Origin of the sequence: Xenorhabdus bharatensis (assembly GCF_037996705.1) — a bacterium.
Classification (GTDB): domain Bacteria; phylum Pseudomonadota; class Gammaproteobacteria; order Enterobacterales; family Enterobacteriaceae; genus Xenorhabdus; species Xenorhabdus bharatensis.
Genome location: NZ_JBBMXG010000008.1, coordinates 113,442 through 129,234, shown reverse-complemented (window position 1 = coordinate 129,234; position 15,793 = coordinate 113,442). Strand labels below are relative to the sequence as shown.

Below are 15,793 nucleotides of genomic sequence, written 5' to 3'. Positions count from 1 at the left end.
ACATGAAATAATCGGGCACAACAGACATATAATAGACAAGTACTATAAATAGTTAGTGTAGAGCGGGGAAAGGTACTGAATCAAATGGCTGATAATCAGGGTTTCAAAAGTGGTAACTTTCGGAAGAAGCAAAAACAGTGGCAACTTAGTAGCTGTGCTTTACTGTTCTGTGCCCTACTGTTTGCTTTTTTCTGTTCGGGTACCTTTGCCAATCAAATTTCAGAAAATAAAAACCAGCTCAAAGATATTCAGCAGGACATTGCTGAAAAAGAGAAAAGTGTCAAACAACAGCAAAAACAACGTACAGAACTCCTTGGCCAGCTCAAGGAGCAAGAAAGTACAATTTCAGAAGTCGGTCGCTCACTGCATACTACGCAACTTCATCTGAACAAACTGGGGAATGAAATCGCCTCCCTGACGAAAAATATTCAGCACCTGCAAATGCAACAAAAAGAACAGCGTAAACGGCTTGCCAGCCAACTGGATGCAGCATTCCGACAAGGAAATCATCAAGGATTAGAGTTACTGCTGAATGGCCCAGAAGCTCAGCGTAAAGAACGTATATTGGCCTATTACAGTTACCTGAATCAGGCTCGTGAAGAGACTATCGCTAAACTACAAGAAACAACAGAGAAACTGAATCAGCAAAAAAAACTGCAACAGGGCAAACAAAATGAGCAGCAAACGCTACTCAGCAACCAAAAACAACAAAAACAAAAAATGGAAGTTGCCCGCACAGCCCGGCAGAACACGCTGACAACTCTCGAATCCGCATTGAAAAAAGATCAACAGAGTCTGGCTCAACTTCGGCAAAACGAAACTCACCTACGCAATAAAATTGCAAAAGCAGAACGGGAAGCTAAGGCTCGTGCAGAGCGTGAAGCGCGTGAAGCTGCACGTGTTCGTGCACAAGTTGCTGCCAAGCAGAAACAAGCCCAACAAAAAGGCTCAAGCTATAAACCAACAGAAGATGAACGTGCGTTGATGGCACGAACGGGTGGACTTGGCCGTCCTGCCGGGCAGGCAATCTGGCCTGTTCGGGGCCGAGTTATTCACAGCTTCGGGGAAACAATACAGGGCGAATTACGTTGGAAAGGTATTGTTATTTCCGCAGCGGAAGGAACGGAAGTCAAAGCAATTTCAGACGGACGAGTATTACTGGCTGACTGGTTACAGGGCTATGGTCTGGTTGTCGTGGTGGAACACGGCAAGGGAGATATGAGTATTTACGGGTACAACCAGAGTGCTCTGGTCAGCGTTGGTCAACAAGTCCGTGCCGGACAGCCAATCGCTCTGGTAGGAAGTAGTGGTGGGCAGCAGCAGCCTTCACTGTACTTTGAAATTCGCCGTCAGGGACGTGCTGTGAATCCGTTACCGTGGTTAGGAAAATAATAGAGGGAAACCATCGTGCAGCATCTATTAATACAGTGCCTCCATTCATTCACTCTATTATTTGGAATGCTGCGCTTTCGGCTTACTCGGTTCTGGAAAGTATTACCGCTCTTTGTTCTTTTATTTACTCTGAATGCTCATGCTGCGCGTTTGGCTATTGTCATTGATGATTTTGGCTACCGCGTTCACAATGAAAACAAAATATTACAAATGCCATCGGCAATCTCAATTGCAGTATTGCCTGACTCACCACATGGCAGAGAAATGGCACAAAAAGCCCACAAACAAGGGCGGGAAATCTTAATTCACCTGCCCATGTCACCGCTTAGCAAACAACCGTTGGAAAAAAATACCCTGCACCCATCGATGAATAAAGAGGAAATTGAAGCCATTATTCGCAACGCCATACAGAAAGTGCCCTATGCGACTGGTATGAATAACCATATGGGCAGCGCAATGACGTCGAATCTTAGTGGTATGAAAAAAGTCATGGGTGCTCTATCTCAATATCATCTCTATTTTCTGGATAGTGTAACCATTGGCAGCACTCAAGTTGCTAAGGCATCAATAGGAACGCCTATACAGGTACTCCGCCGGAATGTCTTTCTGGACAATGTCCAGACAGAAGCAGAAACTCTGCACCAACTCAATCGTGCTATTGCTCTGGCTCGTAAACAAGGAGCCGCTATCGCAATTGGTCACCCGTACCCAACAACGATTCGTGCATTACAGCAAGGATTGGCAACATTACCAGATGATATTGAGCTGGTAGCTCCCAGCAAATTACTTAACCAAACTCGACCAGATAAACAGACTGAACAAGAGTGTATTCATTCTCAGAAATCCAAAACTAAATCCGGAATAACATCAGAGTCCAGAGTGCAATATCTTAAAATGGTTGGAGAAACATTAGTTCCCAGTGCAATCATTCATATCCTGCAACAGCACTTTGAAAAGCGACATGGTACTGACCAAATCAAGTCACAACAGGGCGAGACTATGAAGGATAAAACTATGCAAGATAAGACCGGAATAAAAGAGAAGACCACACAAAATAAAACAGGTGCTCATAAAGCAGTCAGCACCTGTTCCGGCTCTTAACAGCTATTTTACTAAGCTGTATATGATGTTATCAGCTAATCCCAATTCAGAATCACTTTGCCAGATTGCCCTGAACGCATGATGTCAAAGCCTTTCTGGTAATCGTCTGTTGAGAACTGGTGAGTGATAATTGGAGTCAGATCCAGACCTGACTGAATCAATGCCGCCATTTTGTACCATGTTTCGAACATTTCCCGTCCGTAGATACCTTTAATAAACAGCCCCTTGAAAATAACCTGATTCCAGTCAATCGCCATATCAGAAGGCGGGATCCCCAATAAAGCGATACGCCCACCATGGTTCATGGCATTGAGCAAGGTACGGAAAGCTGGTGGTGCTCCTGACATTTCCAAGCCGATATCAAAGCCTTCCGTCATACCCAGTTCTGACATAACATCTGTCAGGTTTTCCTTACTGACATTCACGGCACGAGTGACACCCATTTTCCTAGCCAGCTCAAGGCGATACTCATTCACATCCGTGATAACAATGTGACGGGCACCAACATGCTTGCACACAGCCGCTGCCATGATGCCAATAGGCCCAGCACCGGATACCAGTACATCTTCCCCCACCAAATCAAAGGAAAGAGCAGTATGAACAGCGTTGCCAAAGGGATCAAAAATTGCAGCCAGTTCATCAGAGATATTGTCGGGAATTTTGAAGGCATTGAATGCCGGAATAACCAGATATTCCGCAAATGAACCGGGACGGTTTACTCCGACTCCCGTTGTATTGCGGCACAAGTGAGTACGCCCGCCACGGCAGTTACGGCAATAACCACAGGTAATATGGCCTTCGCCTGATACGCGGTCGCCAATCCTGAAGCCTTTGACTTCCTGACCAATTGCGACCACTTCACCTACATATTCGTGCCCGACGACCATTGGCACCGGAATAGTTTTCTGAGACCACTCATCCCAGTTATAGATATGCACATCCGTCCCGCAGATCGCGGTTTTACGAATTTTAATCATCACATCATTGTGGCCCAATTCCGGTGTGGGCACTTCCGTCATCCAAATCCCTTCTTCTGGCTTTAATTTTGACAACGCTTTCATAGTGATACCTTATGCAATAATATTCAATTGCTTACCGATACGAGTAAATGCATCCACTACATGTTCAATTTGTTCTTTGGTATGGGCGGCTGAGATCTGAGTACGAATGCGCGCTTGGCCTTTCGGCACGACCGGGTAGAAGAAGCCAATCACATAGATACCTTCTTTCAACAGCTCGGCAGCAAATTCCTGCGCCAGTTTTGCATCCCCTAACATGACAGGAATGATGGCATGATCAGCTCCAGCCAGAGTAAAACCAGCCGCTGTCATTTTTTCACGGAACAAGTTGGCGTTTCTCCAGAGGCGCTCGCGTAGTTCGTCTCCATCTTTCAGCATATCCAGCACTTTGATAGATGCGGCAACAATGGAAGGAGCAAGGGAATTGGAGAACAAATAAGGGCGTGAACGCTGGCGCAACCACTCCACAACCTCTTTACGGGCTGCGGTATAACCACCGGATGCACCACCCAAGGCTTTACCGAGTGTACCGGTGATGATATCAACACGTCCCATGACATCGCAGTATTCATGAGTACCACGGCCATGCTTGCCTACAAACCCGACTGCGTGAGAATCATCAACCATGACCAGTGCGCCAAATTCATCCGCCAAATCACAGATAGATTTCAGATCGGCAATCACGCCATCCATTGAGAACACACCATCAGTTGCAATCAGGATATTCTGCGCACCTTCCGCTTTTGCTTGCTCCAGCTGTGCCCTGAGTTCCTGCATATTATTATTGGCATAACGATAACGTTTTGCTTTACACAAACGGATACCATCAATGATGGAAGCATGGTTCAGTGCATCTGAGATAATCGCGTCTTCTGGCCCGAATAACGTTTCGAACAGACCGCCGTTTGCATCAAAACATGAAGAGTACAAAATAGCATCTTCAAAGCCTAAAAATTCAGCGATTTTATTTTCTAATTCTTTGTGGGAATCCTGCGTACCACAAATAAAACGGACTGATGCCATACCAAAACCATGGCTATCCATTCCTGCTTTTGCAGCCGCGATCAGGTCAGGGTGATTCGCCAACCCTAAGTAGTTATTGGCACAGAAATTAATGACATTGTTACCATCGGCAACGGCAATATCTGCATCTTGTGCAGAGGTAATAATACGCTCACTTTTGAACAACCCTTCCGCACGGGTTTGTTCCAACTGCTCATTAATTTTCTGATAAAACGAAGCTGACATCTTTCTCTCCTGATTACCTGAATAAATGAAGTAATAATGCACAATGTATTCTACTTATAGATATCGCCAGTGACGACAGAGAGAAAGAGATAATATCAAGTTTGTAAAGCGGATCACGGCCTGAAAACTGAGATGTTACAGGATTTCAGGATATTCCCCTATATCAGCAGCTGTCGTCAGTAGGGTTAAGTGATATGATACGCCCCCAAGTAAAGCGAACTGACTATTTAGAGGTGGGCCAAATGATTATTGTCACTGGCGGCGCAGGGTTTATTGGCAGCAATATTGTCAAAGCACTGAATGACGAAGGCTACAAGGATATTCTGGTTGTTGATAATCTGAAAGATGGCACAAAATTCGCCAATCTGGTTGATCTGGATATCGCAGATTATATGGATAAAGAAGATTTCATTGCCAGTATCGTTGCAGGTGATGATCTCGGCGATATTGATGCTATTTTCCATGAAGGTGCTTGTTCTTCCACAACAGAGTGGGATGGCAAGTATATGATGGACAATAATTATCAGTACTCTAAAGATGTACTGCATTACTGTCTTGAGCGACAGATCCCATTTCTGTATGCCTCTTCTGCCGCCACTTATGGTGGTCGCAGTGACAATTTTATTGAAGAGCGCCAGTACGAAAAACCTCTTAATGTATATGGCTACTCAAAATTCCTGTTTGATCAGTATGTGCGCGACATTCTGCCACATGCAGATTCTCAAATTTGTGGTTTCCGCTATTTCAATGTTTACGGGCCACGTGAAGGGCATAAAGGCAGCATGGCCAGTGTCGCCTTCCATTTAAATACCCAGATTAATCAAGGCCAGAATCCGAAATTATTTGCAGGCAGCGAGCATTTCCGCCGGGATTTTATTTATGTGGGTGATGTTGCGGCGGTGAACCTGTGGTTCTGGAAGAACAGCGTTTCTGGCATTTTTAACTGCGGAACTGGACGTGCCGAATCTTTCCAAGCTGTTGCTGACGCTGTTACCGGGTTCCATAAAGAAAAGTCTCCAGCCGTGGAATACATTGAATTTCCGGAAAAATTAAAAGGCCGTTATCAGAGCTTCACTCAAGCTGATCTGACAAAACTTCGGGCTGCGGGTTATGACGAGTCATTCAAAACCGTTGCTGAAGGTGTTACCGAATATATGCAATGGCTTAATCAGGATAATTAATCGACCTTTATGAAGATATTGGTGATCGGCCCATCATGGGTGGGTGATATGATGATGTCACAAAGCCTCTACCGTACCTTGAAGGCTTTGTACCCAAATGCAGAAATTGATGTGATGGCGCCGGAATGGTGTCGTCCATTACTGGCCAAAATGCCGGAGGTTAATCAAGCTCTGGCAATGCCTCTGGGGCATGGGGCACTTGCCCTTGGTGAGCGCCGCCGTCTTGGGGTAGCACTGCGTGAACGTAAATATGATCGCGCATACGTCCTCCCTAATTCGTTTAAATCTGCTTTGGTGCCTTTCTTCGCCAATATCCCTTTGCGTACAGGCTGGCGTGGTGAAATGCGCTATGGTTTGCTGAATGATATCCGCACTCTGAATAAAAGTGCTTTTCCGCTTATGGTTCAGCGCTATGTGGCGCTTGCATATAACGGAAAAACTGTACGCAGTGCTGAAGATCTTTCTCATCCTCTGTTATGGCCTCAATTGGCTGTCAGTGAGCAAGATATTGCAGAATCAACCGCCGCATTTAATATCGACGATCATCGCCCAGTTATCGGTTTTTGTCCTGGTGCAGAATTTGGCCCGGCGAAACGCTGGCCGCATTATCATTACGCCGTACTTGCCGAACAGCTGATCACCCAAAAGGGCTATCAGATACTGCTGTTTGGCTCTGCTAAAGACAATGAAGCCGGTGAAGATATCCGCGCACTTTTGAGTGAAGACGCCCGTAAACAGTGCCTCAACCTTGCAGGCAAGACTTCCCTTGAACAAGCAGTGAATATTATCGCAGCCTGTGATGCTATTGTTACCAATGACTCAGGTTTAATGCACGTCGCGGCAGCCCTGAACCGTCCGCTGGTGGCACTATATGGCCCAAGCAGCCCTGATTTTACTCCCCCGCTGTCAGATAAAGCTGAAGTGATCCGCCTGATTACCGGCTACCATAAGGTCAGGAAAGGCGACAGTGATGGTGGCTATCATCAGAGTCTTATTGATATTCAGCCAGAGTTGGTTTTGGCCTCACTGGAAAAACTTTTACAGGCGGAGAACCAGCGTTAATGCGTGTTTTACTGGTAAAAACCTCTTCAATGGGTGATGTGTTACATACCTTGCCCGCATTAACAGATGCCAAAAAACAGATACCGAATATTAAATTTGACTGGGTTGTTGAAGAAGGCTTTGCCCAAATTCCCACATGGCACAGTGCAGTTGAAAATGTTATTCCGGTTGCTATTCGTCGTTGGAGAAAAAACTGGTTCAGAAAAGATATCTGTGAAGAACGGACACGTTTCAGAGAGCAATTACAGCAGCAACAATACGATGCAATTATTGATGCTCAGGGTCTGTTGAAAAGTGCTTTTTTCGTGACGCGATTGGCACATGGCATAAAACATGGCTATGACAGAAAAAGTGTTCGTGAACCACTTGCCAGTTTTTTCTACGATCAGCGTCACTCAGTGAGCAAGCAGCAACATGCTGTAGAGCGCATCCGTAAATTGTTTGCAGATAGTCTGGGTTATCAGAAACCGGCAGATTCTGGTGATTACGCTATTGCCCGCCATTTTCTGAATCAGCAAACGGAAAGTAAAAGCAGTTATCTTGTATTCCTGCATGCGACGACTCGTGATGAAAAACACTGGCCGGAAGAGCACTGGAGGCAACTTATTGCAGAAATTCAGTCTACTGGTATGAAAATCAAACTTCCTTGGGGAGCAGAACATGAACACCAACGAGCACTACGGCTGGCAGACGGTTTTTCCCATGTTGAAGTGTTACCAAAACTGACATTAGCAGAAGTCGCACAAGTACTTGCCAACGCGAAAGCTATTGTGTCTGTTGATACCGGATTGAGTCATCTTACAGCGGCACTTGATCGCCCAAATATTACCCTGTTCGGCCCAACAGACCCCGGCTTGATAGGCGGCTATGGGAAAGAACAGCACGCTCTGAAGTCAAAAGATAATACAATGAAGAGTATTAAACCATCAGAAGTTATGCTGTTCTTGCAGGATGTGCTAAAAGAGGATCTTTCCTAACGGAAACGTCTCACACCAACGGTTTTTATACTCAAGAGTAGGGTTACCCAATGAGTAACGCATCGTTTTATCTGCTGCCTGACATAGTGCTTTTGCTTCCTGGATATTAACCCACATCAAAATGCTACCAACGCTGAGATGCGCATATTCGGGATCGTATCCTCCATTAATGGCATCAAAGGAGATCCATTTCGGGCTATCCGCACGTAATACAAAATCGTACGCACATGGCGTACCATTAATGAGTAAGACATACCCAAAAACATGTTCCCTGAGTTCCGTATATATTTCAAGCAAACGCTGAAGTTCTTCTGACGAATGCTGATAATTCCAGCGTTTTTGATACAAATCGATGTAAATATCAACTAATTTTTCCGCACTGAATTCATTTGAAGCACGAATCTCTCCACCTGCACGGGTAAATCTATTTATTTCATTTTTACGATTTCGGCGGGTTTTGTAAGAAAAATTATCTTTAATCAAGCAAATTTGACGCTTGCTAAAAGGCACTTTATAGCTGGCATTACGGGCATTATTCTTATGTAGAGGAGAAAGCCTCTTTGATTTTATCGGTAAGAATAGTTTTTTATCTGCTTCGATAGGAAATATAACTTCATCTATCGGTAACGGATACTCACCGTGTATTTTTTCTACTAATTTTGTTTTTTTAGCAGAAAAATAAGCTCCATGAATAGAGTCCGCTTCTTCTTTAAGATGGAAGAAAAATTGATTTCCGCCAGTGTGCCTGTCTAAAAAAGAGATAATATTAGGATGAGTTAAGACACAACCACCAAAAAGAGCGTGAGCTTCTTTATATTGCTCAAAATTGCATTTTTTCCATCCTGAAATAAATGTACTTATTTTTCTCATATGAAATCCGTAAATACTAAAATCGTATAATTATTTTTAAAATAACTCACTATATGGTTTATATTAAATCACCATCACTACGCCTAGTATACAATAAATAAAAAGTATTCTAAACAAACTTATAACACTATATAAATAGTGATAGTTTTATATATAACAATATATATATATCTTGCACAAAAATAGTGCGGTTAATAAAACCACACCTAAAATATCAAAAAAATAACTATAACATTTATTATGTTAACGATCAAAAATCCCTAAAGCTAACTTTATTTTCATAACATATTCTTCATCATAAACATCATTTATTGTATTTTTTATCTCATCATATTCTGGAAGTTCTTTTTTAGAAATAATACTCTGTAGTATATAAGACAATGCTTTAATATCTCCTAACGGATATAGTTCTCCATTTTTATACTGTTTAATAATATCTGTTGTCCCTGTCTGACAATCAGAACTAACACAATAAACACCATAAGAAATAGCTTCTCCTAATACCATAGGAAACCCTTCATTTGTTGATGTTAAGAGTAATGATGATACTTCAACAATATTTTTTCGTACAAACCCCCAAGGATCTTTAATCCATCCATGCCAAAATATATTATTAGAAATCTTTATATCATTAGCTAATTTTTTTAAAAAATTTACATCAGAATCATTTCCAGTACCTATTATATGTAACTCCCAACTCCCCACAACCATGGATAATGCATTAAACATTTCTTGTAAATTTTTACCTTCTTTTGCAAGAACTCTTCCTATGAAAATAAATTTAGCCACACCATTAGGTCTTGATATTATTGTTTTTTTTCTTTCAAATGGATTAAATACAGTGTGTATTTTTTCTTTTTTAACACCATGTTCAATAAAATATTGTGCATTCCCATTACTAATAGATAAATGATTTTCTGCTTTTAGAGAAAACTTGGCTTTATATGCAGTAAATAGCGACAAATGTATCCATGAGAATGTTTTTATATCTTTAAAAGATAACTTTTTAGCTAGATTAGAAATATAACAACTAATACTATCAATTGATATTATTATATCTGGATTTTCATTTTTAATTATTTTAGATAGCTTATATGAAAATATAAATCTACGTAAAGGTGTATTTTTTTGATGACAGACTAATGTAGTGTATTTTATGTTTCCAAGCCAATCATAGCTATTTTTTGTATTATCCTGTTTTAAAAAAACAAATGTTGTGTATGAAATACCATTCAATAAATGGTAAAATTTTTTACATACTGTTTCTGTACCCCCTAACCCACTAAGTTCAAAACCAACAATCATTATTTTTTTTGTAGACATAGAAAACCTTAATAGATTAATTCCTTATAAAAAAGGAGGAAATATTATAGTATAATACTAAAAATATATAATTACATATTTAAAAAGTAGTTAATTGAATATATTGCTACTCAAAAAAATAAATCATTAACGTTTGCATTTTAAATTATAAAATTCTGTCAATGACATTCCATCAACCAACGGTTTCAAAAACTCAAATAATCCTTCCAAATCTTGATAAAGTAATTCTATTTGCTCAGCGTCTTTAAATGTTGGACTTCCTCCAGGCATAAATTCTGATGAGTGCAACATAAATTCAACATAATCACTACCAGATGCCAATGTTTGCTGGACAACAGTTTTCATCTGTTCCAGATTACCGCCTTTTGGGCGCAACCAATTAACCGATGGAGAACGTTGTTTCCCTCTGAGAGTATCGTATTTTTGCTTAATAAAAGTCATAAACGGAGAGTGTTTATACTGGATACTCATTGGTACTTGCAATAAAGAAGACCCTCCTTCTTTAGAAATATCTTGCAAATCCATAAAATAAGCATGAGATGGAAAGTAGCTATAATCTGTTCCTCCCTTTCCATTAGGGTCGCCTTTCGTAAAACGCCAGTTAACTTTAGGTGTAACAGAGCAATCTACCTGATAACCATATTCAACCAGTAATTGCGCATAATACTCGTTAAATGCCCAGCGACCAGCACGGTGACTCACCATTTTAGTCTGAAGTTTTTCTTCAAGCAGATTTGTCATTAATTCGATTTTCGCCTTGATCTGATCTTTCGGATACTCAATCAAATACGGCTTATAATGCATATCATCATCAGTCAGGGGTATAATCGGAGGATTGTTCCAGGCATGCAGATGCATACCGATCTCTCCTGTATTTCTGGCAATGACATCTTTAGCAAATTCGATATAGCTATCATCCATTGCCATTTCGTAATTAGTCAACCAAACAGGTTTAAACTCAAAACGCTCACAAAGATTCTGAAACCTAGGTAAGTATCGTGTGTTTTTAGTATAAATGTGGTTATTATTCATCCAAAGGTTATCACCTTCAGTATCAATTGTGATAATAAATGCTGGCTTACTCATGAGAAATGCACCTTGTTATAGTTTATTTATATCTACCATAGGTAATATTTGAACCTCTATTTTTTTAGTGGTTATTTTTATTCTCCAATGAAGATAAAAAAACGTCAATCTTTTCTAAAATTCTCTCTGTGGGGATTTCACTAATTTTACTATTAGCTTTTTCTTGAACTAATTGAATAGCATTCTTATTTCCCGGCCCCCAGACATGATTATTGATAAATTCACCATGTTTATCATTACCATATAATGCAATGATATCTTTTTCATATGCAGCGGCAACATGTACAATTGAAGTATCTGGTGAAATGACCAAGTCGGAATTCCTTATTATTTCCACAGCACTAATAAAATCAACAAATGGATTTAAAATACAATTACTTAAATACGAAATATCCTTTATCCTCTCATGGTTACCAATCAATATAATATTTATTGAACCATATGAATTCTCAAGATGAGATATAATCCTAATTAATTGCTCTTTAGATAAATCTCTCTTTTCATCTGCAGAAAATGGATTAATGACAACCGTTGTTTCCCCGGGTAATTGAGAATAAAATTCATGCACTTTAGTCTTAAGGCTATCAGGAATATGTATATCATATTTCATATTAAAATCCTTAACATTCATATTATACATTAAGGATTTATACCTCTCTGTAATATGCAAGTCATATCCTAAATAGGTTATATTTTTATTATACAAATTTATTTTTTCTTTATTAAATCCAATCAAATTATTAGAGTTAATTAATCTTATAAACAAGAGATAGATGGCAGGTATTTGCTCACCCATGTCGATAATAAGATCATATTTTTCTTTCCTCATATCCAATCCTAATTTAATTATATCTATATATTTATCAGGATAGAAATATACTTTATCAACATACGGATTATTTTCTATAACACAGTAATTAGAATGACCTGACAATACATGCAGTTCATATCCATTCTGAGATAAAGATTTAAAAATAGGTGTAGACACTATCATATCACCTATTTTATTATCGTCTCTTAAAAAGAGAATTTTTTTAATACCAGCAAGGGAAAAATCTTTTTTTTTCCGCTTATCAAAAAGTTTTTTAGCTAAATTAAATCTTATTGTTTTGAAAAAATAGTTTTTCCTTCTATTTATTTCACGAAATTTTTTAAATCTTTTTTCAACCATTAGCTCATCTCAAAGAATAAAATAAAAACTTCATTTTTTTATCAATGATAAATACTCATTAACCACAACTTTCTGATCAAACTTTTTATACATCATTTCCGTAATGGCTGGTGGATTCTGGTAAACCAAACGCATTTTATCTGCCAGTGAATCTGAAGTAAGCTCAGATTTATATTTTTCTAACTCTCCAACCATTATTTCACTCACTCCACCCGGACAATTTGTGCTAACAATCGGCGTATTGCAGATCAAAGCCTCAATCAGAACATTTCCTAATCCTTCACTGTCCGAGCTGAGTACAACTGCTTTAGCTTCACGTATTACAGGTAAAGGATTTGTTAAAAATCCAATTAACTTCACTCGGGACTGTAAACTGAGATCAATAATTTTTTGTTTGATTTCATTTGTCGTCTTCTCATCACCATTACCTGCAATTAATAATTTACAGGGAAGGGCAGCTTTGGCAAACGCCTCCAGCAAACGATCATGACGCTTTACTTGGTGAAAACGCCCAAGATGGAGAATATAATCTTGATCAGAATAGGGATTATTTTCTAATGAACCCAACTTAATTTCAGCAATGTTGAATGGATTATAAATCGTGACCATCCTTCGTGCCGTAACAGAGAGATTTTCTTTCAAATCAGAGCCAACCGCATCGGAGACGCAAATCAAGTTACGATCCTGATAGACTCGCTGAATTTTACGTTTTTTAAGCCAGCGTGCTAAACCTGTTTTATTTTCAAGGTAAGACTTAGAAAATACGCCATGAATACAAAACCATACATTTAGATCAAACAATATTTTCGATCTGGCTACTATGCGATCGGTTTTATGCAAATTCGATATCACCAGCTCAGGGATTCCTTTTTGAAGAAAGTTTTTTTTCAAAACTCTATCCAAAGATTTAGCTCTACGAAAAATCTCAGTCTGTCTTCTAAAAGGACCTGTATATTCGTCAGCATTAATAATTAAATCAACATGCTCAGGAATAGGATATTCACATTTGTCAGATAACGATAACAAGGTGATAGCAAAACCTTTCTGTTTCAACCCACGACACAGACGCACAACAACATTTTCAGCACCTCCGCCCGGCAATCCATCAATGATAAATAGGATATGCCTACTCATAGGGAGAGTACCTCACTATATAGCGCAGTAAGCTGTTGGGATAGATAAGCAGGTGTATAAGCCATTATCTTTTCTTTTGCTGACATAGAAATCTTACTGGTCAAATGATCTGAAGGTACTAAAAAAATCGCTTCTGACAACGCATTAATATCCAGAGCATCACAGACAAAACCATTTACTCCACACTCCACGAACTCAGCCCCACCGCAGGTTTTACTGGTTATAACAGGCAAGCCACATGCCATTGCTTCTAAAATAACATTCGGGAAAGGATCATATAATGTTGGTAATAATAAACCATCTGCCATCTGGTAAAAAGGTAATGTCTTTTTTTGGACTCCCAAAAACCGCACTCGTTCATGACAACCAAGGGAATTGGCTAACTTTTTGTATTTATTAACTTCCTTATCCTGCCCAATTACGACTAAATAAGCGTCAGTCATACTGATTGCTTCAATTGCCGCTCTCAGGCCTTTTCTTTCAAAACCGGAGCCAACATATACAAAGCACTTACCCTGAGCCGGAATGGCATATTGTTGCCGCAGTACGATTCTCTCATCCTCGCTAACTGGAAAAAACTGTGTTTGATCTATAGCATTATAAATCACAGAAATTTTCTCTGCTGAGAGGCCAAAATCTTCCATAATTTCCTGTTTGACCATTTCTGAGTTACAAATAACTTTCTTCAACTCAGGTGACGAGTACATCCGTGCTTCAGCATCCATGACATATCGATGATAACGGCTGGCAAAAAGTAATTTACTTTTCCAGTTCGGCAGAATCCTTGCTCTTTGTTGCAACCAACGCTGATGTACACCATCACCAGCCCGATAAATATCACAACCCGCTATTCGCTCATGGCTCTGGACAATATCAAAGTGTTCTTTAAGCCAAATAGCTCTGGCTGCGTCAGCAAAACCCTTTTCACGGCTGATACGTCCCCATTTAAAAGGGTTGGCTAAATGCACATGCCAATTCGGATTCATATCGCCTTGCCAGGATCGAGTGATAACATTTAACTCCAGGTTCTCATTATCCAATGCACCTAATGCTCTGGAAATAAAACGTTCAGCACCACCATCAGGGCGATATTTCTGCCGGACAATAGCCAGACGCACAGGTTTCATGATAAATATCTCCGGGCCGTTTCAATCACCACATCTGTTGGGATAGCGCTTAAATATCGGGTCTCAGTTTTAGTGTCAATATCATCAGGATCCGGTAATTTACCGTAATTCCCTGCCCAAATCACATCCCCATTGACTTGCCATGGCCGCCAAAAGACTAACTTAGATGGTCCAAATAACGCAATACAAGGTGTTTTCAATGCAGCAGCCATATGCATGGGGACAGAATCAACACCAATAAATAGTTCCGCATGATCAATCAAAGCTCCCAGCTGAGGCAATGTTATCTGTCCCGCTAAAGAAATGACATTTTCCTGAGAACAGGCGGATAAAATTCGCTCAACCATATCTTTTTCCTGAGTATCCTTTCCTGACGTAACAACAACTGTATGACCATCTGCCTGTAATGTATTTATAGTTTGGCTGATCTTATCTTCATCCCAGCATTTGAAAAACCAGCGTGATGCAGGGTGAATCACGATGTATTTCTGATGAACTCTACCAATATGAAGAAGGCTGAATATTTTTTCTTTATCTTCACGAGAATAGCTCATCGTGACGTCAAAATTAGTAACAGGAAGATTAAGAGGCTTTAGTGCTGATAAATTTTGCTCAACTACATGTAAGAATTCTTCCCCTTCCGTAGACATTAAATCTGTAAAACAGGCTTTCCATAGCAGGTTTTGTCGTTTAGGGAAATCAAAGCCTATCCGCCGTGCAGAACCTGCCAATAAAGAAACCAATGCACTACTCCATTGATCAGCTAAATTAATAACCAGATCATATCTTCGATTTTTCAATGCCTTTAACAAATGCCAGTAATGGGAGAGCAGAAACTTTATGCCTTCCTTTTTCCACAGTCTGTCTATGGTAAAAATATTGGATACTCGGCTAAAATTTCTCAACATAGGTTCCGTCTCTTTGTAGAGCAAAACGTCTATTTCAGCATCAGGAAAATTATCTTTCAAAGTATTAATAACAGGGGTGATGAGCAATGTATCACCATGGTGCCTGAGCTTAATGAGCAGAATCTTTTGGTATTGAGTGGTTGTTTTTCCCATTACATTTCCAATAGCTATCAGATAGCAGATATATTTATTAA

General features: G+C 39.9%; 14 protein-coding genes. 5 read left to right on the top strand and 9 right to left on the bottom strand.

Annotated elements, in window-relative coordinates; all coding sequences use genetic code 11:
• Positions 1-84: 84 nt before the first annotated feature.
• Both envC and AAC855_RS09555 read left to right on the top strand, forming a co-directional pair.
• Positions 85-1,392, top strand: a complete 1,308-nt coding sequence (gene envC, locus AAC855_RS09560) for a murein hydrolase activator EnvC (RefSeq protein ID WP_340609334.1) — start codon at positions 85-87, stop codon at positions 1,390-1,392.
• A gap of 66 nt (positions 1,393-1,458) precedes the next feature.
• Positions 1,459-2,493: a divergent polysaccharide deacetylase family protein gene (locus tag AAC855_RS09555; RefSeq protein ID WP_340609398.1), complete on the top strand. Its 1,035-nt coding sequence runs from the start codon at positions 1,459-1,461 to the stop codon at positions 2,491-2,493.
• 35 nt (positions 2,494-2,528) lie between these two features.
• Here the strand turns inward: AAC855_RS09555 and tdh are convergent, their stop codons facing one another.
• Together tdh and kbl are read right to left on the bottom strand one after the other, a co-directional pair.
• Complete coding sequence (gene tdh, locus AAC855_RS09550) at positions 2,529-3,554, bottom strand: L-threonine 3-dehydrogenase (protein WP_340609333.1); 1,026 nt, start codon at positions 3,552-3,554, stop codon at positions 2,529-2,531.
• A gap of 9 nt (positions 3,555-3,563) precedes the next feature.
• On the bottom strand, positions 3,564-4,760 hold the full coding sequence (gene kbl / locus AAC855_RS09545) for a glycine C-acetyltransferase (protein ID WP_340609332.1): 1,197 nt from the start codon (positions 4,758-4,760) through the stop codon (positions 3,564-3,566).
• A 242-nt stretch (positions 4,761-5,002) separates the two neighbouring features.
• Between kbl and rfaD the strand changes: the two genes are divergently transcribed.
• The 3 genes from rfaD to rfaC are packed head-to-tail and all read left to right on the top strand — an operon-like array spanning position 5,003 to position 7,980.
• On the top strand, positions 5,003-5,941 hold the full coding sequence (gene rfaD, locus AAC855_RS09540) for an ADP-glyceromanno-heptose 6-epimerase (protein ID WP_340609331.1): 939 nt from the start codon (positions 5,003-5,005) through the stop codon (positions 5,939-5,941).
• A gap of 9 nt (positions 5,942-5,950) precedes the next feature.
• Positions 5,951-7,003 (top strand): ADP-heptose--LPS heptosyltransferase RfaF, encoded by a 1,053-nt coding sequence (gene rfaF, locus AAC855_RS09535; RefSeq protein ID WP_340609330.1) that lies wholly within the window; start codon positions 5,951-5,953, stop codon positions 7,001-7,003.
• The gene (gene rfaC, locus AAC855_RS09530) at positions 7,003-7,980 is read left to right on the top strand and encodes a lipopolysaccharide heptosyltransferase RfaC (RefSeq protein WP_340609329.1); all 978 of its coding nucleotides are present in this window, start codon (positions 7,003-7,005) and stop codon (positions 7,978-7,980) included. The genes rfaF and rfaC overlap by 1 nt, the downstream gene beginning before the upstream one ends.
• Here the strand turns inward: rfaC and AAC855_RS09525 are convergent.
• From AAC855_RS09525 to rfaQ, 7 genes are all read right to left on the bottom strand, one after another.
• Positions 7,960-8,850: a GNAT family N-acetyltransferase gene (locus tag AAC855_RS09525; protein WP_340609328.1), complete on the bottom strand. Its 891-nt coding sequence runs from the start codon at positions 8,848-8,850 to the stop codon at positions 7,960-7,962. The two genes, rfaC and AAC855_RS09525, sit on opposite strands and share 21 nt — an antisense overlap.
• A gap of 243 nt (positions 8,851-9,093) precedes the next feature.
• Positions 9,094-10,173 carry a glycosyltransferase gene (locus tag AAC855_RS09520; RefSeq protein WP_340609327.1) on the bottom strand — a complete coding sequence of 360 codons (1,080 nt, stop codon included), beginning with the start codon at positions 10,171-10,173 and terminating at the stop codon, positions 9,094-9,096.
• A 126-nt stretch (positions 10,174-10,299) separates the two neighbouring features.
• The gene (locus AAC855_RS09515) at positions 10,300-11,259 is read right to left on the bottom strand and encodes a polysaccharide deacetylase family protein (RefSeq protein ID WP_340609326.1); all 960 of its coding nucleotides are present in this window, start codon (positions 11,257-11,259) and stop codon (positions 10,300-10,302) included.
• 64 nt (positions 11,260-11,323) lie between these two features.
• Positions 11,324-12,430: a glycosyltransferase family 9 protein gene (locus AAC855_RS09510; protein ID WP_340609325.1), complete on the bottom strand. Its 1,107-nt coding sequence runs from the start codon at positions 12,428-12,430 to the stop codon at positions 11,324-11,326.
• A gap of 30 nt (positions 12,431-12,460) precedes the next feature.
• Entirely contained in the window at positions 12,461-13,564 is a 1,104-nt protein-coding gene (locus AAC855_RS09505) for a glycosyltransferase (protein ID WP_340609324.1), read from the bottom strand.
• Positions 13,561-14,691, bottom strand: a complete 1,131-nt coding sequence (locus tag AAC855_RS09500; RefSeq protein WP_340609323.1) for a glycosyltransferase family 4 protein — start codon at positions 14,689-14,691, stop codon at positions 13,561-13,563. The genes AAC855_RS09505 and AAC855_RS09500 overlap by 4 nt, the downstream gene beginning before the upstream one ends.
• The gene (gene rfaQ / locus AAC855_RS09495; protein ID WP_340609322.1) at positions 14,688-15,752 is read right to left on the bottom strand and encodes a putative lipopolysaccharide heptosyltransferase III; all 1,065 of its coding nucleotides are present in this window, start codon (positions 15,750-15,752) and stop codon (positions 14,688-14,690) included. Before rfaQ ends, AAC855_RS09500 begins: the two co-directional genes overlap by 4 nt.
• Positions 15,753-15,793: the final 41 nt, after the last annotated feature.